Source organism: Curtobacterium sp. PhB172 (assembly GCF_003752545.1).
GTDB lineage: Bacteria > Actinomycetota > Actinomycetes > Actinomycetales > Microbacteriaceae > Curtobacterium.
On record NZ_RKIF01000009.1, the window covers coordinates 39,378 to 61,511 of the forward strand.

General features: G+C 70.4%; 19 protein-coding genes. 8 read left to right on the plus strand and 11 right to left on the minus strand.

The window, feature by feature from the left end; all coding sequences use genetic code 11:
- Positions 1–22 precede the first annotated feature (22 nt).
- Entirely contained in the window at positions 23–268 is a 246-nt protein-coding gene (locus EDF42_RS12535; RefSeq protein WP_260235449.1) for a DUF1653 domain-containing protein, read from the plus strand.
- On the opposite strand, the gene EDF42_RS12540 is transcribed toward EDF42_RS12535, so the two are convergent.
- The 3 genes from EDF42_RS12540 to EDF42_RS12550 are packed head-to-tail and all read right to left on the minus strand — an operon-like array spanning position 241 to position 4,834.
- Positions 241–1,605, minus strand: a complete 1,365-nt coding sequence (locus EDF42_RS12540) for a hypothetical protein (protein ID WP_221181025.1) — start codon at positions 1,603–1,605, stop codon at positions 241–243. The genes EDF42_RS12535 and EDF42_RS12540 overlap by 28 nt on opposite strands.
- Complete coding sequence (locus EDF42_RS12545) at positions 1,602–2,315, minus strand: ABC transporter ATP-binding protein (protein WP_123672550.1); 714 nt, start codon at positions 2,313–2,315, stop codon at positions 1,602–1,604. Before EDF42_RS12545 ends, EDF42_RS12540 begins: the two co-directional genes overlap by 4 nt.
- Entirely contained in the window at positions 2,312–4,834 is a 2,523-nt protein-coding gene (locus EDF42_RS12550; RefSeq protein WP_185040933.1) for a protein kinase domain-containing protein, read from the minus strand. The genes EDF42_RS12545 and EDF42_RS12550 overlap by 4 nt, the downstream gene beginning before the upstream one ends.
- Before the next feature lie 148 nt (positions 4,835–4,982).
- On the opposite strand from EDF42_RS12550, the gene EDF42_RS12555 reads away from it, so the two are divergent.
- Entirely contained in the window at positions 4,983–8,477 is a 3,495-nt protein-coding gene (locus EDF42_RS12555; protein ID WP_123672552.1) for a TM0106 family RecB-like putative nuclease, read from the plus strand.
- A 10-nt stretch (positions 8,478–8,487) separates the two neighbouring features.
- On the opposite strand, the gene EDF42_RS19010 is transcribed toward EDF42_RS12555, so the two are convergent.
- The 5 genes from EDF42_RS19010 to EDF42_RS12580 all read right to left on the minus strand — a co-directional run bounded on the left by EDF42_RS19010 (position 8,488) and on the right by EDF42_RS12580 (position 12,544).
- Positions 8,488–9,174, minus strand: coding sequence for a hypothetical protein (locus tag EDF42_RS19010; protein WP_123672553.1), 687 nt, complete (start codon positions 9,172–9,174; stop codon positions 8,488–8,490).
- A gap of 384 nt (positions 9,175–9,558) precedes the next feature.
- Positions 9,559–9,975: an SseB family protein gene (locus EDF42_RS12565; RefSeq protein WP_185040935.1), complete on the minus strand. Its 417-nt coding sequence runs from the start codon at positions 9,973–9,975 to the stop codon at positions 9,559–9,561.
- Positions 9,976–10,079: 104 nt separating this feature from the next.
- Positions 10,080–10,883: an SDR family oxidoreductase gene (locus tag EDF42_RS12570; RefSeq protein ID WP_123672555.1), complete on the minus strand. Its 804-nt coding sequence runs from the start codon at positions 10,881–10,883 to the stop codon at positions 10,080–10,082.
- A 103-nt stretch (positions 10,884–10,986) separates the two neighbouring features.
- Positions 10,987–11,652, minus strand: a complete 666-nt coding sequence (locus EDF42_RS12575; RefSeq protein ID WP_123672556.1) for a GPP34 family phosphoprotein — start codon at positions 11,650–11,652, stop codon at positions 10,987–10,989.
- Between the two features lie 76 nt (positions 11,653–11,728).
- A complete protein-coding gene (locus EDF42_RS12580; protein WP_123672557.1) occupies positions 11,729–12,544 on the minus strand; it encodes an HNH endonuclease family protein in 816 nt (271 codons plus the stop codon).
- 165 nt (positions 12,545–12,709) lie between these two features.
- On the opposite strand from EDF42_RS12580, the gene EDF42_RS12585 reads away from it, so the two are divergent.
- Positions 12,710–13,489: an aldo/keto reductase gene (locus EDF42_RS12585; RefSeq protein WP_221181026.1), complete on the plus strand. Its 780-nt coding sequence runs from the start codon at positions 12,710–12,712 to the stop codon at positions 13,487–13,489.
- A 68-nt stretch (positions 13,490–13,557) separates the two neighbouring features.
- Here the strand turns inward: EDF42_RS12585 and EDF42_RS12590 are convergent, their stop codons facing one another.
- On the minus strand, positions 13,558–17,040 hold the full coding sequence (locus EDF42_RS12590; protein ID WP_148067780.1) for a DEAD/DEAH box helicase: 3,483 nt from the start codon (positions 17,038–17,040) through the stop codon (positions 13,558–13,560).
- A gap of 127 nt (positions 17,041–17,167) precedes the next feature.
- Between EDF42_RS12590 and EDF42_RS12595 the strand changes: the two genes are divergently transcribed.
- A complete protein-coding gene (locus EDF42_RS12595; protein ID WP_123292404.1) occupies positions 17,168–17,365 on the plus strand; it encodes a hypothetical protein in 198 nt (65 codons plus the stop codon).
- A gap of 182 nt (positions 17,366–17,547) precedes the next feature.
- Positions 17,548–18,420, plus strand: coding sequence for a D-alanyl-D-alanine carboxypeptidase family protein (locus EDF42_RS12600; RefSeq protein WP_221180484.1), 873 nt, complete (start codon positions 17,548–17,550; stop codon positions 18,418–18,420).
- 74 nt (positions 18,421–18,494) lie between these two features.
- Here the strand turns inward: EDF42_RS12600 and EDF42_RS12605 are convergent, their stop codons facing one another.
- On the minus strand, positions 18,495–19,916 hold the full coding sequence (locus tag EDF42_RS12605) for an amino acid permease (protein ID WP_123672559.1): 1,422 nt from the start codon (positions 19,914–19,916) through the stop codon (positions 18,495–18,497).
- A gap of 219 nt (positions 19,917–20,135) precedes the next feature.
- On the opposite strand from EDF42_RS12605, the gene EDF42_RS12610 reads away from it, so the two are divergent.
- Positions 20,136–20,627, plus strand: coding sequence for a DUF427 domain-containing protein (locus tag EDF42_RS12610; protein WP_123672560.1), 492 nt, complete (start codon positions 20,136–20,138; stop codon positions 20,625–20,627).
- 25 nt (positions 20,628–20,652) lie between these two features.
- On the opposite strand, the gene EDF42_RS12615 is transcribed toward EDF42_RS12610, so the two are convergent.
- Complete coding sequence (locus EDF42_RS12615; RefSeq protein ID WP_148067782.1) at positions 20,653–20,988, minus strand: hypothetical protein; 336 nt, start codon at positions 20,986–20,988, stop codon at positions 20,653–20,655.
- A 76-nt stretch (positions 20,989–21,064) separates the two neighbouring features.
- Here EDF42_RS12615 and EDF42_RS19245 point away from each other — a divergent pair, with 76 nt between their 5' ends.
- Positions 21,065–21,445 (plus strand): hypothetical protein, encoded by a 381-nt coding sequence (locus tag EDF42_RS19245; RefSeq protein WP_111086844.1) that lies wholly within the window; start codon positions 21,065–21,067, stop codon positions 21,443–21,445.
- A complete protein-coding gene (locus EDF42_RS19400; protein WP_123672562.1) occupies positions 21,445–21,954 on the plus strand; it encodes a DUF6264 family protein in 510 nt (169 codons plus the stop codon). The genes EDF42_RS19245 and EDF42_RS19400 overlap by 1 nt, the downstream gene beginning before the upstream one ends.
- Positions 21,955–22,134: the final 180 nt, after the last annotated feature.

The window sequence follows — 22,134 nt, forward strand, 5'->3', positions numbered from 1 at the left end:
AGGAGCGCTTAGGGTCGCGGGTGTGAGCGACGACGTGACTCCTGGCCGGTACCGCCACTTCAAGGGCAACCACTACGAGGTGCTGCTCGTCGCCCGTGACGTCGAGACCGAGGAGCCAGTAGTCGTCTACCAGGCGCTGTACGGCGAGCAGGGGCACTGGGTCCGCACGCTCGCTGACTTCACGGCGCACGTGACCCGCGACGGGTACGACGGGCCGCGGTTCGTGCCCGTCGGCGACGGTCAGGTGCGTTCGACACCTCCGCGATGATGGCGACGGCGGTGGTGGAGAACGACGCCGACGAGCTCGCTGCACACGAACACCGCCGCAGTGCCGAGCGTCGCCGTGAGAGCGGAGACGAGTGGCACGGTCGGGTCCACGGCCGCGAGCCACGAGGCATCCACGCCGCTCGCGAACGCGACCAGGGCCACACCGAGGGCCGCACCGAGCCCGATCAGGGACCCGCTTGCGCCGATCGCGACGGCTGCCACGGAGAGTGTGGTGATCGTGCCGCCCTGGGTGGAACCGACGTGCCTGAGCGTGGCGAGGTCGCTGCCGGTCCCGCGGCTCTGTGCGAGCGCCGAACCCACCGATGCTGCGGCAGCGATGCAGAGCGCCGGACCGAGTGTGAGCCCGAGTTCGACCAGGCCCGCTCCGGCCCGTTCGCTCGCCAGGCTGCTCGCGACGGTTGCGGTCATGGTCCTCGTGACCGTCAAACCGACCCCGGCTGCGACGAGCGTCGTGAGCGCGCCGAACAACCCGATTCGGGCTCGGGCCAGGCAGAGTCCGATGAACGGCGAGAGCGGACCGGAACGCAGGAGGCGAGCGGCGATCCCGACCATGGTCTGGGATGCGTCCGAGGCGACGATGGCTGCCGCGCCGACGAGTCCGAAGCCAGCGGCGGACATCACGATGAGCGGACCGTCGGACGAGTCGAGCACGGTCAGGCGGCTGGCAGCTGTCTCGTCTCCGGCGCCGCTCACCACGCTCATCAGGTGCGGCGCGAACGCAACCGCGAGCACCGAGGGCGCCACGAACAACGCTGCCACAGTGAACGCACCGACCGCCCTCCAGGCGCGACCGGACCGGACGACGGCGAACCGGCCAGCTCGGAGCCCACTCCACCAACCTGCTGCACAGACGACTGCGAGCAGACACGTGATCACACCGCTCGGGACGCCGCCTGAACGAGGAGCCGTCACGCCGAGGACCTCCGCCAGACCGACGACCCAGCTCGTCCGAAGCCGTTGTTCGACCACGACAGCGAACAGCACGGCGACGACCGATGCGGAGGAGACGACCACGGCTCCGAACGTCCAGAACGTCATCCAGCTCGCACCCAGTGCTCGAAGGCAGCGCGTCTCCGGCAGCAGCGAGATCGCGAGCCCCCGCGCCGACATGAATGAAGCGACTGTCGAGCTGAGCGCCGTGAGCTGCATGACCGCTTCGAGTGCTCGTGCGGTGTCCGGGTGGGCGCCCGCGAGATCGAGCCCGCCGCCGACCACCACTCCGAGCCCGATCACGGCGGCGACCACCGTGATCACGAACCCGAGCGCCGGACGGAGATCAGCGCGAACCGTGCGAGCCAGAGCGAGGAGAGCGATCACCACGGCACCGCCATGAGGCGGCGGACCTGTTGCTTGCTCGGGCGGTCGAGCAGCGCTGCAGTCCGCCCGTCGACCAGCTGAACGATCCGGTCGGCGTGTGCCGCCAGCCGGAAGTCGTGGGTGACGACGACCACTGTCCTGCCCGAGGTCGCCGCGCCCCGGAGGACCGCACGGACGAGCCCGGCATTCGAGTCGTCCAGTGCAGTGGTCGGCTCGTCGCAGGCCAGCATCGCCGTGCCGGTCGCGCACGCTCGCGCGAGGGCGACTCGCCTCCGCTGCCCGCCCGACAGGTGCTGTACCGGCGTTCGACGAACGTCACGGTCGAGGTCGAGCGCCGCGCACACGCGTTCCGCGAATGATCGGTCGATCCTGCGGGCGAGACGTTGACCGAGCAGGACGTTGTCGTCGACCGACAGGGCATCGACGAGGTCGTCACCTTGTCGTGCTACGGCGAACACCCGCGCTCGCAACCGTGCTCTGGCGGAGTCCGTGGCAGGGTGCATGCGCGTGTCGCCGAGCAGGACCGAGCCGGTCGCTGGCACCTCGATCCCCGTCACCAGGTCGAGCAGGGTCGACTTGCCGGCTCCGGACGGTCCGACGATGGCGGTCAGGCTGCCGGGCTCGGCGCGGAAGCGCACGTCGCTGATGATCCTGCGGCCGTCTGGACGGATCGAGCGTGCCGAGATCCCGAGGACGGAGAGCGCGATCATCCGTGTCCGCCGCGGAGGAACGACGGGACATCGTGTTGCAGGCCGCGACAACGTTCGAAGCCCTCGATCGCGGCCAGGGCGGTGAGGACACCCGCTCCGCCATGGCCCCAACCGTCGTCGACTGCTCGGAGATGCTGGTCTGGGTAGGCAACCCCGTCGGGAGTCTGGAGGCGGTGCAGCGCGAGACGCCGGCGGTGTTCGTCCAAGCGCGTGGCGACGGACTCGGCATCGAACGGTGCGATCCCGATCTCGCCGACGTCCACGAGGAAGTGGATGAGTCCCGCGCGTCCGTCGAGCAGACCCGAATGCGCGGTGAACTCCGGCGACGCTGCTTCGGCCACGCTGTGGAGCACCGGCAGGAGGTCCTGGTCGGTCGTCGCGCGGAACACCTGCACGAGCGCGACCCCGACGCCGGCGGAGCCGGACCCGAGGAAGGGCACGAGTCGGCCGCTGTGGCGGAGCTGCCGGCCCCACCCCTGTCGGTGCTCGAGGCGGTGCAGGTCGATCTCCAGCATGCGTCGGGAGGCCTCGACGGCCGCAGCATCATCGTGCAGGCGTCCGTGCAGCGCCAGGAACAGCCCAATGCCGGACGGTCCGTTGCGGAGGCCGGCAGGCAGGCGCTGAGCACTGTTGCCGTCGTGGCTGAACTCCGTGAGGCGTTCCGCGATCACGTCCACGGTGTCCCGGTGGACGCTCCGGGTCGGAGCACTGAGGAGCGCGAGGCCGATCCCCGCGAGCCCGTCCTCGAGATCGACGCGCAGCGTGCCGAGGACTTCGTCCCGCAGTCGGGCGAAGGACGTCGGCGTTGTCCTGCCCAGGAGTACCTCAGAAGCCCGGCCGGAGAACAGGCCCGCGCCTGAGGGCGCTTCGCTCGAGAGCGGACCCGGGGGAGTTCTCGTGTCGGGCTCAGACCGTTGCAGCGCGAGTGCGAGGCCGTCCGCTCCGTGCTCGAGGCCGGGCCGGCGCTCCGACCCGGTGGCAGCCCTTCTCGATCTGATCGCGTCCCGGAGCTCGGCAACACTGGGTGGCGTCAATCGCGCAGTGTTCCCGTCCGGCAGGGCAACGCATCGGCCGATGACGCTCCGCAGCGCGTCCACCGGCGCGGTCGGGAACCAGACCCGGCCCGCGGCGAGTACTTCATCGATCTTCCCGGGGTCCAGTGGGAAGAGCGTCGTGAGGGGAACGAGTGCGGCGAGGTGCAGGCATGCGATCGCGAACAGATCTCGGTCTGGCCCACGGACCGCGTTCGGCGCGCTGAAGCCCGGTGTCGTTGGCCCGACCGTCCCAGAAAGTTCCCCGACCGTGCACGATTCGAAATCGATCAGCCGCGCTGCTGTCGGAGACTCCACGAGCACGTTCCGCGGTGAGATGTCACCGTGGACGGCTCCGAGCGCGTGCAGTCGCTCGACTTGACGCTCGATCGCGCGCACGGCCTGGCGGACGCTCGTTGCGTGTTCGTCGAGCGCCGTACGGTCAGCCTCGGCGGCGGTGAGCGGGTTCTGCGACATGACCGCACGGTTGAACGGAGTGCCCGGCACGGGTTCGCTCATCATGAACGCCGAGCCTCCGGAGCGGAACGTTCCGTGGACCCGCGGTGCCACCCCTGAACCTTCCAGGTGTCGAAGGGTCTCGTACTCGTCTTCCACACGACCGGCAGCGTCGCGGCCAGCCTGTTCTCCGACGTACTCGCGCCCCTCCTTGACTACCACTTCGCCGTGCTCGTCGTGGGTCGCGCGGTACACGCCGCCAGCGTTCGAGAACGAGTACGCACCAGAGACGCGCATCCGTGAGAGCGCTTCGTTGGCTCCAGCGGATCGATGCCGCTCCGCCGCGACCCAGTTCGGCAGTTCGACCCAGTCGGGTGGGTCGAACACGACCCCTCGGCGGTCCGGCACGAGGGCACCGCTCGGATCTCGGATGGCAGGCTTGCCGTCCCAGTCGGACAGGGACCGGAACGCTCCGTAGCGAACGTGCACCACGGACTTCCGCCACTGGAGGTCGCCGAGTATCCGTGGCCCGCGACAGTCGCCGAAGATCGCAGCCAGATGGTCGAGCAGCGCTTCGTCGACCGCGGACGCCGGAGGGTAGATCGTCACGAACTTCCCGCTGCTCGTGCGAGGCGCATCCTTGGCGTTGGCCCGTTCGAGGACCGTCCTGGTCGTCAGGTACTTGAACGACCACTCCGCGGTCCTGCAGAAGACGGCAGCCAGCGATCGAACCCGCTCGGCATCCTGCAGCCGAGCCGACAAGTGGACCTTCCAGCCCTGGTCGGGCGGTGCCCCCTCGGGCTGCTGATGGTGCGTCCAGTCGAGGTCACTCGCCGTCCGCCACCTTGTCCAATCGCCGCCAAGCCGTGCCCACCCGGTTCCCATATCGAGATCGTGGCAGTGGAGTGTTGACATGTCAAACATGACGTGTGTACGTTCGCACTCGCCAAGCCAACGACGAAAGGATGAATGAATATGAACGCTCATGACCTGCAGGCGATCGAAGCCGACGCACCCGAGGAAGGCGGCCACATCCTGCTCTCCTCCATCAGCTTGTTCATCTGCTGGTAAGCCGAGTGCGCATCGGAACGGGTCGGTTTCCTGAAGGGCCGACCCGTTCCCGTTCCGGTGTCGGCGGGCGGCCCTAGGCTCGCAGGGCACCAGAGAGACGGGGGAACGCATGCAGATCGGCGTCGACGGGCACGTGCTGCTCAGCCCGAGTGACCTCAGCACGTGGTCGGCCTGCGAGTGGGCCTTCCTGCGCCGACTCGACGTCAAGCTCGGTCGGGGGGAACCCCTGCCCGAGGCGCACGACGACATGCTCGAGCGCACCGCCCGGCTGGGAGACCAGCACGAGCTCGACTACCTCGACATCCTCAAGCAGACCCGGAACGTCGTCGAGTTCGACCGCCCCGCCCCGCCGGACTACGCACGTGCCGCAGCCGAAGCGCGACAGGCCTTCGCCGACGGCGCCGACGTCCTGTACCAGCCGACGTTCCACGCGGCATCCACGGCGGACAGCCCGGGCTTCATCGGCTTCGCGGACTTCATCATCCGCAACGACCGGGGCGAGTACGAGGTCTACGACACCAAGCTCGCCCGGCACGCCAAGATCAGCGCCCTGCTCCAGCTCGCCGCCTACGCCGAGCAGATGCAGGCACACGGCATCCCCACCGGAGCCCAGGTGCACCTGGTGCTCGGCGACCGGACGACGACCACGCACGACCTCGCCGACATCGCGCCGGTGTACCGCACGCAGCGCGCCGAACTGCAGCGCGTGATCGCCGAGCGGATCACTGCCGACGCCGAACTGCAGTGGGGCGACCCGCGCTACTCCAGCTGCGGGCGCTGCGACGTCTGCTCGACCCAGGTGGCCGAGCACCGCGACCTCGTCCTCGTCGCGGGCATGCGCCTCGACCAGCGGGCGAAGCTCATCAAGCACGAGGTGCGGACGATCGACGACCTGGCGGTCCGCACCCGGGCAGTGCCGGGCTTGTCCCGCGCGACGCAGGATCGGCTGGTGCGCCAGGCGAGCCTCCAGATCGAGACGGAGACCGCCCGACGGAACGGCGCCGACGGGCCGGACCAGCCCGCGAAGCCGCGCTTCGAGGTCCTCGATGCCCGTGCGCTCGACGCGATCCCGGCACCCGACCCCGGCGACGTCTTCTTCGACTTCGAAGGCGACCCGCTGCACACCGAGGACGGCGTGCACTGGGGCCTCGACTACCTGTTCGGCCTGGTCGACGACCGCGCGGAGTTCACCGCGTTCTGGGCGCACACGATCCGCGACGAACGAGTTGCGCTGGAGCAGTTCCTCGCGTTCATCGAAGCCCGGCGGCAGCAGTACCCGGGCATGCACATCTACCACTACGCCGCCTACGAGCGGACCCACCTGCTGTCGCTCGCCGCCCGGCACGGCGTCGGCGAAGAGGCCGTCGACGACCTGCTGCGCGCCGGCGTCCTGGTCGACCTGTACCCGATCGTCCGCAAGGCCCTGGTCGTCGGCAGCCACAGCTACTCGATCAAGAAGCTCGAGCCGCTGTACATGGGCGACGACCTGCGCGAGAGCGATGTGACGAACGCGGCCGACAGCATCACCGCCTACGTCGACGCGATCGAGGAACTCCGCAACGGGGACCCCGCCGCCGGCCAGCACATGCTCGACGAGGTCGCCGACTACAACGCCTACGACTGCCGCTCGACCCTGCGCCTGCGCGACTGGCTCCGCTCCCTACGCACCGACGACCCGGACGCAGCCGATCCGGCACTCGAGCTCGACGTCCCGCCGATCCCCGTCGAGCGCGAGCCCAACCCGGTCTACGTCGCGCTCGCGTCGCACCTGGAGGACGTCGACGCCCTCGACCGCACGTCCGACGAGACCGCATTGGCGCTCGCCGCAGCCGCGATCGACTACCACCGGCGCGAGGCGAAGACCTTCTGGCAGGACCACTTCGACCGCCTGCGCAACCCGGTCGACGACTGGGCCGACACCCGCGACGTGCTCGTCGTGGAGCGTGCGTCCGTCGAGCGGGACTGGGACACGCTGCCGCGTGCCCGCTCGCAGTCGCGGGAACTCCGGTTGTCGGGGACGCTCGCGCCCGGTTCACGGCTCCGGACTGGAGGCACGCCCCACCTGGTCTACGACGACCCACTTCCACCGTCGGTCATGTCTCCGGGCCCCGGGTCGAAGGGCGCGTCCTCTCGCGCCGTGATCGTGGACGTGTGGGACAACGGTGACGCCGTCGAGGTGCTCGTGAAGGAGGGGCTTCCCGTCGGAGCGGAACCGCACCACGACTTCCCCGTCGCGCTCGCGCCGTCCGCACCGCCCCGCGCGAAGCCGCAGCCCGAGGCGATCGCCGAGTGGGGGCAGCAGGTCCTCGACGAGCTGCCCTCGATGGTGTCGGACCCGGCCTTCGACCTGCTGCGCCGGGTGCCGCCATGCGGAGCGATCGTGCCCGTGCAGGGCGACGACACGGTGTCCGCCGTGGTGGCGACACTGCTCGGCCTCGACCACTCGTACCTGGCGATCCAGGGGCCTCCCGGCACGGGCAAGACCTACGTCGGATCGAACGTCGTCGCACGGCTCGTCCGCGAGTACGGCTGGCGCGTCGGCGTCGTCGGGCAGTCCCATGCGACCTCGGAGAACTTCCTGTCGTCGGTCGTGAACGCCGGCGTGCCCGCGGACCGGGTCGTGAAGGTGCCGAAGTCCGGGGCGACCGAGGACGAACTCGAGGCCGCCGCGTGGACGCCCGTGAAGAACGGTGCTGCCGTCGCCGCGTTCCTGTCGTCGTGCGAGGCATCGGGCACCGGCGGCGTGGTCGGTGGCACCGCGTGGACGTTCGCGAACGCGTCGACGATCGAGCGCCGCTCCCTCGACCTGCTCGTCGTCGACGAAGCCGGGCAGTTCTCCCTCGCGCCGACCATCGCGTCCTCGATCGCCGCGACCCGACTCCTGCTGTTGGGGGACCCGCAGCAGCTCCCGCAGGTCTCGCAGGGCTCGCACCCGGAGCCCGTCGACGAGTCCGCGCTGGGCTGGCTGGCGGACGGCGAGCACGTCCTGCCGCCGGAGTTCGGCTACTTCCTCGCCCGCACTCGTCGGATGGAGCCGGCGCTCACCGAGTCCGTCTCGGCGCTGTCCTACGACGGGCAGCTCGCGTCGATGGTGTCCGGTCGGCACCTCGACGGCATCGACGCCGGCGTGCACCCCGTGCCGGTCGTGCACGCGGGCAACACGACCTCGTCACCGGAGGAAGCCGCCCGCGTGGTGGCCCTCGTCGGCGATGTCGTCGGGCGGACCTGGACCGACGGCTCGGACGCTCGCACCCTGACCGACGAGGACGTCATCGTCGTCGCCCCGTACAACGCGCAGGGTGCCCTGATCCGTCAAGAGCTCGACCGTGCAGGCTTCACCGGTACCCAGGTCGGCACGGTCGACCTGTTCCAGGGCCGCGAGGCCGTGGTGTCGATCGTGTCCCTGGCCGCATCGAGTGCTGCCGACATCCCGCGTGGCCTCGACTTCCTGCTCATGCCGAACCGGCTGAACGTGGCGATCTCGCGGGCGAAGTGGGCGGCGTACCTCGTGCACTCGCCGGCGCTCACCACGGGGCTGCCGCCTTCGATCGCCGGCCTGTCGCTGCTGTCCCGCTTCATCGAGCTCGTCGAGCCCCGGCAGTGACCGGCGTGCGTCAGCCCGATCCGACCGTGCCCACCGTGGAGCTGTAGGTCGCGACGGCACCGAACTCGGCGCCGATGATCGTGACCGACCACGCGGAGCGGTCCGGTGCAACCGAGTAGAGCACGCGGGCGCCGTCCGGAACGGCAGCGAGCCCGGTACCGTCGGGCAGCAGGATCCGCTCCGGCGCGCTCATCCCGACCGACAGCGACGGTGGGAACGGACCGGTACCGAACGACTGCTTCATGACGAAGGCGAGCGTTCCGGCGCTCTGCACGACGGCCGACCGCTCGGTGTCGGCAGTCGTCGCCGCCGGCGGCAGGGCGGGTGCTGGTGCCACTGCTGGGGCTGCGGTCTCCGCCGGTGCGGCGGGTGCCGACCGTTGCGGAACCGCCGCCGCGTCGATGGAGGTGCTCCGGCTGTCGAGGGGGAGCGAGAGCGCCGGCAAGTGGACGCCGGAACCGGCCAAGGCCGACCCGATGACCGCGTACGCCATGAGCGCCGTCCCGACGCTGCCGAGGATCGCCCCTCCGCGACCGAACGCTCGCGAAGCAGCCGATCCCCATCGTGCGGTCTTGACGGCCTGCACGCCGAACACGATCGCCGAGATACCGATGGTCGACACGATGAATCCTGTCTGGATCCCCGACTGTTGCGGCTCGACGAGTGCGACGACCACGCTGCCGGCACCGAGCAGCATGGAGAGCGTCGCGAAGGCCCAGGGCCTCGTCCGCCTGCGTGGCGTCGCGTTCAGCAGCGGCGATGGTGCGTGGAGTGTCGGCAGCCTGCGCGCACTACGTCGCGAGGGCCCTGACGAGTACTCCGGAGGGGACCAATCTCGTGGTCCAGGCCCGCCCAACGGCATCGTCGTTCCCCCGTCCGTTCAGTACGACGAACCCATCCTGGTGGTCGATGCGGAGGTGAGCGATCCCCAGAACTGGGTTGACGGACTGGCCAGGGCTGAACGCTGCGGGCCGGTACGATCAAGGGTTCCCGGCGCTTGACTGGTATGCCTGTTCTAGCGTTCGTCGAGTGGCGACGGCGTGCCGCCGGCACCTGCCCCCGCACTCGCTCGGAAAGGGCCTCAGTCTTCGGCCGTCGGGACGCCACCCTGCATCTGCACCCGCATCTGGGCGAGGACGTCGGCGTGCAGGAAGTTCGCTTCGGCAGCGCTCGTCGGGTCGACCACGATGCCGAACTCCTCGGGCAGCGCGGTCACGAGCTCGGACATCGGAACCGGACGCCCCTCGGCCTCGGGCAGGCCGGCGGCGAGTTCGGCGGGGTCGGTGAAGACGGGCACGAACGGCTTGTCACGGATCATGACGTGCGCGACGCTGCCGGCTTCCGGAGTACCCGATGGCTTCCAGGGGACCCACGCCGCGCTGCGCAGGAAGCCCGCCGGCGAGGCTGCCATCCGGCGGCGGAGTTCGGCGGCCGCGGTCGGCGGGGCCTTGTCGACGCCTCGGCCGAAGGCGGATCCGTTCGTCTCGTCGTTGCTCACGCCAGCCATGCTGTCACGCTGGACGGACACGGCGGGGCTGAGCCGCGCCTCCAGGTCGTCACCCGGCGCACGAGGAGGTGCGCCGGGCGTCGGACCGGTGTGGCTCAGTACGCGGCCGACTGCCCGCCGTCGATCGGGACGACCGTCGCGTTGACGTAGGACGCGTCGTCGGACAGCAGGAACGCGACGACGGCGGCGATCTCGGGGGCTTCGCCGTAGCGCTTCGTCGGGTTGACCTGGATGAACTCCTCGGCGGCCTTGCGGGGGTTCTCCGCGTCGAGCTGCTTCATCGAGTTCTCGACCATGGGCGTCCAGATGGCTCCGGGCGCGATGGCGTTGATGCGGATGCCGTAGCGGCCGTACTCGACGGCGGAGTTGCGGGTCAGCCCGACGACGCCGTGCTTGGCGGCGGCGTACCCGGACTGGTTGCCGATGCCGCGGATGCCGCCGACGCTCGCGGTGTTCACGACCATGCCGGAGCCCTGCTCACGCATGACCTTGAGGACCTTCTCGAGCCCGAGGAACACGCCGCGCAGGTTGATCGACACGACCTTGTCGAACTCGGCAGCGGTGAACGACTCGGTGGGGTTCTGCTTGCCCTCGATGCCGGCGTTGTTGAAGAAGCCGTCGATGCGGCCGAAGCGCTCGGTGGTGGCTGCGACGTAGGCGTCGACCTGGGCCTCGTCGGACACGTCGGCGACGGTGGTCAGGACCTGGGCGTCGGGGGTGGCCTCGAGCACGGCGGCCTTCGAGGACTCGAGTCCCTGCTCGGAGACGTCGACGAGGGAGAGCGCAGCACCCTCGGCGGCCAGGCGGACGGCGGTTGCACGTCCGAGGCCGGAGCCGCCGCCGGTGATGAGGACGACACGGTCGGTGAAGCGGGACGTGCTGGTGCTGGTTTCGGGCATGGGGAGGCCTCCTGAGGTCTTCGACGATGAATTCCCTTTAGGCTACACCTGTCGTTTTGCACGATGATCAGGGGTTGCCGAGGACTGCCCGGTGGCGCCGACCTCAGCTCGTGATGACCGTGGTCGTCGTCGCGGTGGTCGCCGCCATGATGACGATCATCGCCGCGGCCTGGATCTCCTCGAGCACGGCCTTCACCGCGGGGCTCGCCCAGGTACCCGAGGTGATCTCCTTCACCAATCCCTTGTCGACGGCGCCGAACTGCTTGCGCAGCGTGTTCGTCGCGTCGAGCAGCCCGATGACCGCAGCGGAGTACGGTGTCGGGTTCGCCCGCCGAGCCAGGACGTCCGCGATGCCGGATCGCAGCAGTGCCTCCGGAGCTCCGTCGCGCTCGGGGTGCTTCGTGGTGGGGAAGAGCCCGAGCACCTTGCCCTGCTCGACGCTGATGATCCCTCGCTCGACGAGTCCGGCGAAGACGTCGTCGCGGAGTCGCGGCTTCCCGAGCCGGCTCACCCACCACTTCGCCTTGCGCGGCGCGCCGGACGCCGCGATCGAGCCGACGACGCCGTCGAGCACCGGGTCGCCCGTGGCGGCGCCGTCGACGACGGTGACCAGGCCGTTCTGCAGCGAGACGGCACCGCGGAGTGCCAAGTCGGCGAGGACCGCTCCCGCGAGACCGGTGTCCAGCGTCTGCCCGTCGAGGGACTTCCGGCCGTCGGGCTCGACCTGGAGGAGCGCGAACGCCTGCGGGACCGTGAGTTGCTCAGCCATGTCCGCAGCCTGCCACGCGGGGCGGAGGTGCGCCGGGCCTCCAGGTCGACACGCAGCGGCGGCAGAGCGCCCGACGTCAGCAGGCGTTCAGCACCCGCTCCATCGCATCGCGCTCAGCGGGAACGATCCACAGGCGGTACTCGGCCTTCACGGACACCTGGTGCTCGATGTAGGTGCAGCGGAAGGCCTTGTTCGCGGGCAGCCAGGTCGCGGCGTCACCCGAGCGCTTCTGCGAGTTCGACCGGCCGTCGACGGCGAACAGGTTCGACGGGTCGTTCGCCAGGGCCTCCCGCTCCGACTGGCTGAGCTGCTGGGCACCGGTGCGCCAGGCGTTCTCGAGCGCGACGACGTGGTCGATCTGCACGAGGGTCGAGGTCGTGTTGCCGCGCACGAAGTGGATCGTCGCCCCGGTGTACGGCGACACGAGCGTGCCGGTCACCACCTTGCACGGCCCCTGGCGCACGATGCCGCTGAGGTCGCGCGCGAGCACGTCGTTCCGGGTGTCGCAGCCGTTGTGGTCGACGTCGATCCACGCACTGCCGAACTCGCCCGTGCGGTCGTACCCGGTGCCGGCGGCCTTGCCCTTGACGGGCAGCGTGGCGAGGAGCGCGCGGGCATCCGCAGCGTCGGTGTCGGTCGACGTGCTGACGGTCGGATCCGTCGGATCCGTCGCATCCGTCGGATCTGTCGGTCTGGAGGCCCGGCTCGCCTCCGGTACATCGGTCTCCGTGCCGACCGTGGCCGTGGCGACCGCCGTGGGCCCGGCGGCCGCGTCGGCGTCCGGTCCGAGGACGCCGGTGGCGTCGAGCGCGTAGCCCCCGACCGCGAGGGCCAGGACGACGAGGACGGAGGTGAGGCTGATGCGGGTACGGCGGCGTCGGCGGGACGTCATGGGTGCGTGGAACTCCTGGTGGTGCGGTGGTGCGGTGGTGCGGCGGTGCGGCGCCGGGGTAGCCCGGACGATGGTGCCGGAGACCGATGATGCCGCAGACCTCGGACACGGCTGCGGACCGCCACGCTCCGAACGGCCGAACGACCACGGCGTAGACAGGTCCGCATGACCGATTACGCGAATCCGTCCGTGTCCGTCACCGGTGGGTCGATGCCGCTCCTGGGCTTCGGCACCTGGCAGATCCCCGACGGCGAGGCCCCCGCCGCCGTCGGCGAAGCACTGGCGGCCGGGTACCGCCACATCGACACCGCCACCGGCTACAGCAACCAGCGCGGCGTCGGCAAGGCCCTCGCCGAGTCCGGCCTCGCCCGTGACGACGTGTTCGTGACGACGAAGCTGCCGCCGGACAACGCTGACCGGGTGCGCGAGACGATCGAGGAGAGCCTCGACCAGCTCGGCCTTGACCACCTGGACCTCTGGCTCGTGCACTGGCCGCCGAACGGCGAGGCCCGCCCGGACGTGTGGGAGCAGGTCGTCCAGGCACAGGCCGACGGACTGACCCGAGCCGTGGGTGTGAGCAACTACTCGCTCGACCAGATCGACGAGCTCGTCACCGCGACCGGCACCGCCCCAGCCGTGAACCAGATCAAGTGGAGCCCGGTCGAGTACGACCAGACGATCGCGGACGGGCTGGCCGAGCGCGGGGTCGTGCTCGAGGGCTACAGCCCCTTCAAGGCGAGCAACCTGCAGGACCCGACGCTGCTCGACATCGCGGGCGAGCACGACGCCGACAGCGCCCAGGTCATCGTCGCGTGGCACGTCGCGCACGGCTTCGTCGTCATCCCGAAGTCGTCGAACCCGGAGCGCATCCGGTCGAACGCCGCCGGTGCCCGCATCGAGCTGTCGGCGGACGAGGTCACGGCGATCGACGCGCTCGCGCGCTGACGCGCTCGCGCGCTGACGCGCTCGCGCGCTGACAGGCGCGCTCGCGCTCGCCTGACCGCTCCCGCGCGTCAGGCGAGCAGCGAGCGGATGTCGTCGGCGGTCAGGTCGTCGGCGAACAGGGCGTCGTCGTCGATCATCGTGGCGAACAGCTCGGCCTTGCGCGCGGCGAGGGCCAGGACCTTCTCCTCGATGGTGTCCTCGGCGATGAAGCGTTGCACGCTCACCGACCGGGTCTGCCCGATGCGGTGGGTCCTGTCGACGGCCTGGGACTCGGCGGCGGGGTTCCACCAGGGGTCGAGCACGAACACGGTGTCGGCCTCGGTCAGGGTGAGCCCGAAGCCGCCGGCCTTCAGCGAGATGAGGAACGCGGGCGCGGTGCCCTGCCGGAAGCGCTCGATGACCTCGGGGCGCTTGCGGGTGGAGCCGTCGAGGTACTCGTAGCCGACGCCCCGTTCGTCGAGGGCATCGGACACCATCCGCAGGAACGACGTGAACTGGCTGAACACCAGGGCGCGTCGGCCTTCTGCCGCGAGCTGTTCGAGTTCGTCGAGCAGCAGGTCGAGCTTGGCGGACGGGATCGGCGTCGAGGAAGACAGGGGCGAGTCCGACCCGTTCGAGACCAGCGCCGGCGACAGCGCGAGCATCCGCAGCAGCGTCAGCGACCGGAACACGATCATCCGGTTCTTCGACAGGTCGTCGATCAGGTCGAGGACCTTCAGGCGCTCGCGGTTGAGCGTGCGCTCGTACAGCTCGCGGTGCGCTGGATCGAGCGTGACCCGGACGACCTGTTCCTGCTTCGGCGGCAGGTCGGCGGCGACGGCCTGCTTCGTCCGGCGGAGCATGAGCGGCCGGATCCGCCGCCGGAGCCTCGCCGTGAGCTGCTGGCGGGCATCGCCCCGCAGGTCGGGGGAGGCGAGCGGCTTCACGTAGTCGTCGCCGAACCGGGTCCAGGTGGACAGCAGCCCGGGCGCGACGATGTGGAACAGCGCCCACAGGTCGGTCAGCCCGTTCTCGAGCGGGGTGCCGGTGATCGCGAACTTCACGGGTGCCTGCAGCTCGGACGCCACCCGGTGGGTCTGCGACTGCGGGTTCTTCACGAACTGCGCCTCGTCGAGCACGAGCGCCGACCACGGCAGGTCGGTCCACGCCTGCGAGTCGAGCCGCAGCAGCGCGTACGAGGTGACGACGACGTCGGCCTGCGAGGCCGTGCGGGCGACGAGCCCGGGGTCCTTCAGTGACGTCGAGGTGACGGCCGCGACCCGCAGTGACGGCGTGAACTTCGCCGCCTCGGCCACCCAGTTGCCGACGACCGAGGTCGGCGCGACGACCAGGAACGGTGGCCCGTCGGGCTCGGCGGCACGGCGCGCGGCGACCATCGCGAGCACCTGCAGGGTCTTGCCGAGGCCCATGTCGTCGGCGAGCACCCCGCCGATGCCGTGCGCCGCCAGGAACGACAGCCAGGCGTACCCGGCGTGCTGGTACGGCCGCAGTTCGGCGTGCACGGTGTCCGGCACCGGGACGTCACCCGGGGGAGTCGCCCCCATCAGTCCCGCGGTGATCGCCTGCCAGCGCTCGTCGTGCGAGGTCTCGTCGGCGAGCAGGTCGAACTCGGTCCACAGCCCGGCCTGCAGCGGCGTCACCTGGATCGGCTGGTCGGGCTCCCACTCGTCGAGGTCGCGGGCCTCGTCGATGAGTTCCTTGAGCCGGTCGAACGCGGGGTCGGCGAGCGACAGGTACGAGTTGTCGACGAGCTTGAGCCGCCGCTGCCGACCGGCCAGCGCCGTGAGCAGCGGGGTGAACGGGATCTGCTTGCCGTTGACGCTCACGATGATGCCGAGGTCGAACCAGTCGTGCTTGTCCGACGGCATCGTCGTCACGCGGATGTGCGGCCGCCCGCTCAACCGCTCGTAGTCGAGGCGCTCACCCTGCACCACCGTGCGGACGCCGAGCGCCGGCAACTCGGGCAGGAACTCGTTCGCGAACACCGCGACGTCGGCCCCGTCGATGGTGCCGTCCTGGAACCAGTCCAGTCCGCCACCGGGTCCGGCAGGGCGGACGGGAGGCTCGCCAGACGTCGCGTCGTCGGCTCGCGCCGTCGACGTGGCCGGTTCCAGGGCCGCGGGCACGTCGGCCTCGGCGGTCGCCGCCTCGGTGCCGGCCGGAACGTCGGTGCTGGCCGGGTCGTCGGTGCCGGCCGGAACGTCGGTGCTGGCGGGATCGTCCGCGGCGCGGAGTCCCGTCAGGTCGGGCAGCGGCCCGTGCAGCGAGACCGGGTCCTTGCGGCCGTCGACGTGCCAACGCCAGTGCAGGTGCACCCGGTCGTCGGTGCGGGGTGCCCGGGCCGCCTCGAACGTCGCCGTCAGCACGAGCTCCGGCGGCGTGCGCTCGGGCAGCTCGACCGACCCGTCGGAGCTGACCAGGCCGAGGGCACCGCGCAGCCGGGGCGACCAGTCGGCCAGGAACTCGTCGACCTCGGCCGTCGGCACCGTGATGCGGGTGCCCTCGAGGAGCATGCGCCGTTGGTCCTCGGGCACGGGCGCCGGGGTCGGTGCGAGCCCGACGGTGAACTCCGGGCTCTCACGGAACACGTACACGCCGTGGTCGCCGACCATCCGCGCGGCACCGGGGACCACCGGGCGGCCGTCGAGCACCGCGCTCGCGCCGATCACCACGGCGTCGTCGTGCCGGGCGACACCGGGCCGAGAGACATCGAGCAGCACCTGGGCCTGCTCGCCGAGGACCACCCCGCCCTCGCGCTTGCCGGTCACGAAGGCGATGTCGAGCCCCGACGCCTGCCGGAGCAACGGCCACAGCAGCGGGCTGCGGAAGTCGTCGAGGTGCAGCCAGTCGCTCTCGCCGGGCAACCCCGCGAGCTGGCCGGCACGGTGCAGGGCCGCGAGCTGCATGAACCACCCGTGCTGCTCGGCGCCGAGGCCCAGGCGGTTCTGCGAGTAGGGGAGCGTGCCCCAGGTGAGCTGCCCGCGCACCCAGTTGCCGGCGTCGCTCCGGGTCACGGGCCGGACCCCGAGCCGGACCGTGCGGGACGGCGCCGGCAGGGCGCGGCCGGCGGCGCGGGCACGGGCCGCGAGCGCGGCGGGGACCGCGTCACGCAACTCGAACTGCAGACCCATCCGGGTGCCCTGCGGGGCGACCGCCTGCTCGTCGTCACCGGCGAGGCGGGCGAGGTCGTGCCTCCAGTCCGAGGGTGGCGGAGCCGGCGCTTCCGGACGCGGGCCGGCGTTGGCGGCCAGGGCACGCGCGTTGATGGTGAGCAGTGCGGCGGCGACGTGCTTGCAGTCGCCACCGAGGGGGCAGCTGCACGTGCTGCGGACCGGGCGGATGAAGTCGCCGCGCGCCACGGTCATGTCGATGCGGCACTCGTACGGGTCGTCGGCGGTGCCGGAGACGGTCGCCGTGACGGTGCCGTCGTCGGCGTTCCAGACGGCATCGTCGACCAGGCCGGCGCGCACGACGTCGCGTGCGCGCCCGAAGGTCTGCGGCCCGACGAAACGGATGACGTCGACGGCGTCGATCATCGGGGCTGCTGGCACGGGTCAATCGTGCCAGCTGCCACCGACGCGCGGAGCCGCCGACCCGAACGGCACACATCGAGCAGGGCTACCGTCTGCGTGGACGGGCGACGACTGCTCGCCGCTCTCCACTCGATTGGACACGCTCATGCCGGACCGCTTGCGGTGGGTGCACGACTCCGCAGACCACTGGAACGTGTGGCTCGGCTCCGAGGTCGTCTGCGACGTCACCCGGACCGACCAGTTCACGGTGGACTCGCCGGACCACTCGATCAACGGGGCGCACTCGTCGCTCGAGAGTGCTGCGGCGCAGGTGCAGGGCTGGGTGCGCTGGAGCGGACGCTAGCGACGGTTCTTCCTGGACGGGCCCCCTCGTTCTGGGGGTCCCTTCCTGTGGGGTAGAACTGACAGTCTGCTCAGGGGGCGCGAGGGGCGTGCCCCGCAGAGGGGAACTCCATGAGCAGTCCATCCGGTCCATCCGAGGAGGACGGGCACCCAGTGTTCCTCGGGGGAACGAGCAGGCGATCGATGTTGCTCTTCGCAGCCGCGGCTGCCGTCAGTGCGGCGACACTCAGCGGCACATCGCGTGCGTTCGCCGCCGAGCCGTCCAACCTCTCGTATCCGTCCTACCCCGAGTCGACCTCGACGAGGGACCGCGCGTTCTCGACCCGAGCCGCAGAGGACTACCCGAACGGCGAGATCCCGACCAGTGAGTTGACGTACGTCGCAGTGTCGACGAACAACCTGGGCAACCAGTTCCTGCTGGCAAGTGCTGCAACCGCGTTCTTCGCTCTGAGCAAGGCCTTCCAGGCTGGACTCAACAAGCAGCTCACGATGGCCGAGGCGTACCGCGACCTCGCGCGCCAGAAGTACCTCTACAACGGGTACATCACCAACCAGCCCGGGTTCAACAAGGCGGCCTACCCAGGGACCTCGATCCACGGGCTCGGCCGTGCCGTGGACTTCAGCGGAGGCGTCAACAGCTACGGCACCTCCGAGAAGACGTGGATGAACGCGAACGGCCCGACCTACGGCTGGCAGCCCGTCGGCGACGGCTTCGACTCTCGCGAGCCGTGGCACTTCGAGTACGACGGCTCCTACCAGCCGGACGAACCAGCACCGCCCGTCAACGAACGACAGGAAGACACAGACATGAAGCTCATCACCAACAACGGTCGTACCTGGCTCGTCGGCGAGTTCACAGCGGTCGAGATCGACACCGACTTCCTGAACGAGCTCAAGGCGTCCTACAACGTCCCGGGCTCGCTGGGCAACCTGCGCGCCGCACTCGCGGCGCAGTACGGCGACCCGGTTGCGATCCAGGCCGCCGGCAACGTCGAGGGACTCATCGCTGTCGCGAAGAAGAACCGCGCTGGGCTGGTCAGCGAGCTCAAGCGCTGACCGACGACCAACCAACGAACGAGAGCCTGCCGGAACTCCGGCAGGCTCTCGTTCGTGTACGCGAGGCTCGTTCCCTAGCGGTGACCAGCGGGCTCGGAGCCGGCGAGCTTGCTGTGCCTCCGCGAGTACCCGAAGTACACGCCCAGGCCGATCGCGAACCAGACCGCGAACCGCACCCACGTCTCCCACTGCAGGAACGTCACGAGCCACAGCGACGCGATGACGCCGATGATCGGGATGACGGGCATGAACGGCAACCGGAACTGACGGTCGAGGTCGGGCTGGCGGTAACGGAGCACGATCACCGCGGAGCAGACCACCACGAACGCGAGCAGGATCCCGATGTTCGTGAGCTCGGCGACGACACCGATGGGCAGGACGCCCGCCAGGATCGCCGACGCGATGCCGAGGATCCACGTGACGCGGGTCGGGACGTGGCGCTTCGGGTCGGTCTTCGAGAACCACTTCGGCATCAGGCCGTCGCGGCTCATCGAGAACCAGACGCGGCTGGCGCCGAGCATGAACGTGACGAGCACCGTGACGATGCCGACGATGGCGCCGATCGCGATGACGTTCGCGACACCGCCGAGGCCGACCGACGCGAACGCCGACGAGAAGCCCGAGGCCGGGTCGATGTCGGTGTACTTCTGCATCCCGGTCAGCACCAGGGTCGCCAGGACGTACAGGACCATCGAGATGCCGAGGGACAGCAGGATCGCCTTCGGCATGTGCTTGCGGGCGTCGACGGACTCCTCGGCCGCGGTGGACATGGCGTCGTAGCCGAACACCGCGAAGAACACCGTCGCGGCGCCGGTCATCACACCGCCGAAGCCGAACGGGAAGTACGGGGAGTAGTTCGCGCTGTTGATGTGGAACACGCCGAGCACGACGATGAGCACGACCAGCGCGACCTTGATGCCGACGGCGACGAACTCGAACCGGGCGGCGCTGCGGATGCCGCGGGTGAGCACGAACGCGGTGACCAGGCACAGGATGATCGCGAAGACGTCGATCACGTGGCCGTCGCCGGTGCCGGGCGCGCCGAGCATCCAGGCGGGCAGGTCGATGCCGAACTGGCCGACCAGGAACCCGACGTAGCCGGAGATGCCGATCGCGACCACCGCCACGATCGCGGTGTACTCGAGCAGCAGGTCCCAGCCGATGAACCACCCGACGATCTCGCCGAGGACCGCGTAGCCGTACGTGTACGCGCTGCCGGCCTTCGGGATGAGGCCGGCGAACTCGGCGTACGACAGCGCTGCGGCAGCACTCGCGACGCCGGCGACCAGGAAGCTGATGAGGACCGCGGGGCCGGCAACGCCGTTCGCAACGGTGCCGGCGAGGGTGAAGATCCCCGCGCCGATGATGCCGCCGATGCCGATCGCGGTGAGCTGCCAGAGGCCGAGGTGCCGTTTGAGGCCACCCTCGGCTCCGGTGTCGTCATCGATCGTCTCGATGGGCTTCCGTCGGAAGAGCGTGCGTGTCGTCGTCGTCACCCGCCCATGGTGCACCCTGCGGCGGTCTCGTGCGCGGGCGGCGGGCGGCCGGTCGGCGGGCCGAGACTCGGGCTGAGCGACAGTCCTCGCGCCGCCGGGCCCGTGAAGCGTCGCTCACCCCGAGGCTCGGGCCCGCCCGGCCGTGACTCGGGGCCACCCGGCCGAGACTCGGGCCCACCCGCCAGCCCGACCGCAGCCGCACGGCGTAGACACGATCCCATGCGCCATCCCACACGGATCGAACCCGGCCCCGGACAGGAATCGGTCTGGGACTACCCCCGACCGCCCGCCGTCGAGCCCGTCACCGCCCGCGTCGTCGTCCGGTTCGGCGGCGCCGTCGTGGCCGACACGACCGATGCCGTCCGGGTCCTCGAGACCTCGCATCCGCCGGTGTACTACCTGCCGATGGCGGACCTCGACCTCCGCCCCGCCCAGGGGTCGAGCATGTGCGAGTTCAAGGGCCGGGCGCGGTACTTCGACGTGGTCGGCGGGGACGGCACCGTCGCGAGCCGCGCTGCGTGGAACTACCCGACGCCCGAGCCCGGCTACGAGTCGCTGCGGGACCGTGTCGCGATCTACCCGTCGGCGATGGACTCGTGCGAGGTCGGCGGCGAGGTCGTGCAGTCGCAGGACGGTGACTTCTACGGCGGCTGGATCACGTCGGACGTCGTCGGACCGTTCAAGGGCGCGCCGGGCACGCTCGGCTGGTGAGCCGTCGCTCGGCTGGTGACCCGCGTCAGCGGTTCGCGTAGGGCGACCAGAACGGCGGTGGGAACGCCCCGGCGGTCGCGATGACGAGCAGCTGCCAGAGGATCATGAGCAGCCCGGCCGCACCGATGACGATGCCGATCCACGCCCAGACCTGCACCGCCCGGCGACGGCGACCGGCGATGACGATCGCGCGCCAGCCGCTCAGCACGCAGACGATGCCGAACGCAGCACCGAGCAGGACGTGCCGGACCGTGCCCTGCGCCGGCACGATGATGCCGAGGTAGAACGCGACCGGGCCGAGCAGCACGGCGAACGTCGCTGGGGCTGCTGGAGGTTCGTGGTCCCGAGAGGGTGCTCCCATACGTCTGAATGTACCGAGCCGGTCGGGTTCCGTACACGTGCGAGCACCGTTGCCCGGGAGCAGGCACGATGGAGGCATGCGTTCCTTCCTCCGCGTCCTGCTCGGCCTGGCGCTCGTGTTCGCCGGCACGAGTCACCTCACCTTCGCGCGCAAGGAGTTCACGGCCCAGGTCCCGGAGTTCGTGCCGCTCTCCGAGGACACGACCGTGCTGGCGTCCGGCGTCGCCGAGATCACCCTCGGTTCGGCGCTCGTGCTCGCACCGAAGCCGGCCCGACGCTTCGTCGGCTCGGTCGCTGCACTGTTCTTCACGGTGATCTTCCCGGGCAACCTGTCGCAGTGGGTCAACCGTCGCGACGCGTTCGGCCTGGACACCGACGAGAAGCGCGTGGCGCGCCTGTTCGGGCAGCCGTTGCTCATCGCCGCGGCCCTCTGGTCCACGCGCGGCCGGCGGTCCTGATGGACGCGCCCGCCCGGTCGTCCGGTCCGGCTGACGCCGGTTCGGCGCCTCGGTCGGGTCCGGAGTCGGTGCCCGGCTCGGGTCCGGAGTCGGCTCCGGGGGCGCGTCTCGATCCGCTCGGGTCGGCTCCGGCACGGTTCGGACGGGAGGCCCGCCACCCCCTGGCAGGCCGCCGCCGCGTCGCGGACGTGGTCGCCTCCATCGCCCTGCTCGTGGTGCTCACGCTCGAAGCGTTGGCCGCGGGGTGGGGCATCAAGCTCATGTCGTTGGCGTTCGTGTCGTGCGCTGCCCCGGGGAACACCTGCAACGCGGGGCTCGGTGACTCGGTCGTGACGGTCGGGCCGATCCTGATCGCACTGGTGCTCGTCGCCTCGATCGTGGTGTGCATCCTGCGGCTGGTTCGGCGTCGGCTGGCGTGGCCGGTCGTGCTCGTCGGGATGGCCGCGGTCGTCGCGGTGTTCTTCGCGGCGCTGCTCCTCATCGAGAGCTCGGTGACGCACGGCATCTGAGGGGCGCTGCCGTCCCGAGGTTCCGAAATCTCGGCATGTCGGCGCCCTGTTCGTCGAGATCTGGAACCTCGGCGATCAGCGTGCGGCATGTCGTGGAACCTCGCCGAGCCGGTCGGGTTCGGACTGGAGGCCCGACCAGCGACCGCGGGGGCGTCGGGATCGCCGAAGTCAGACGGCTCG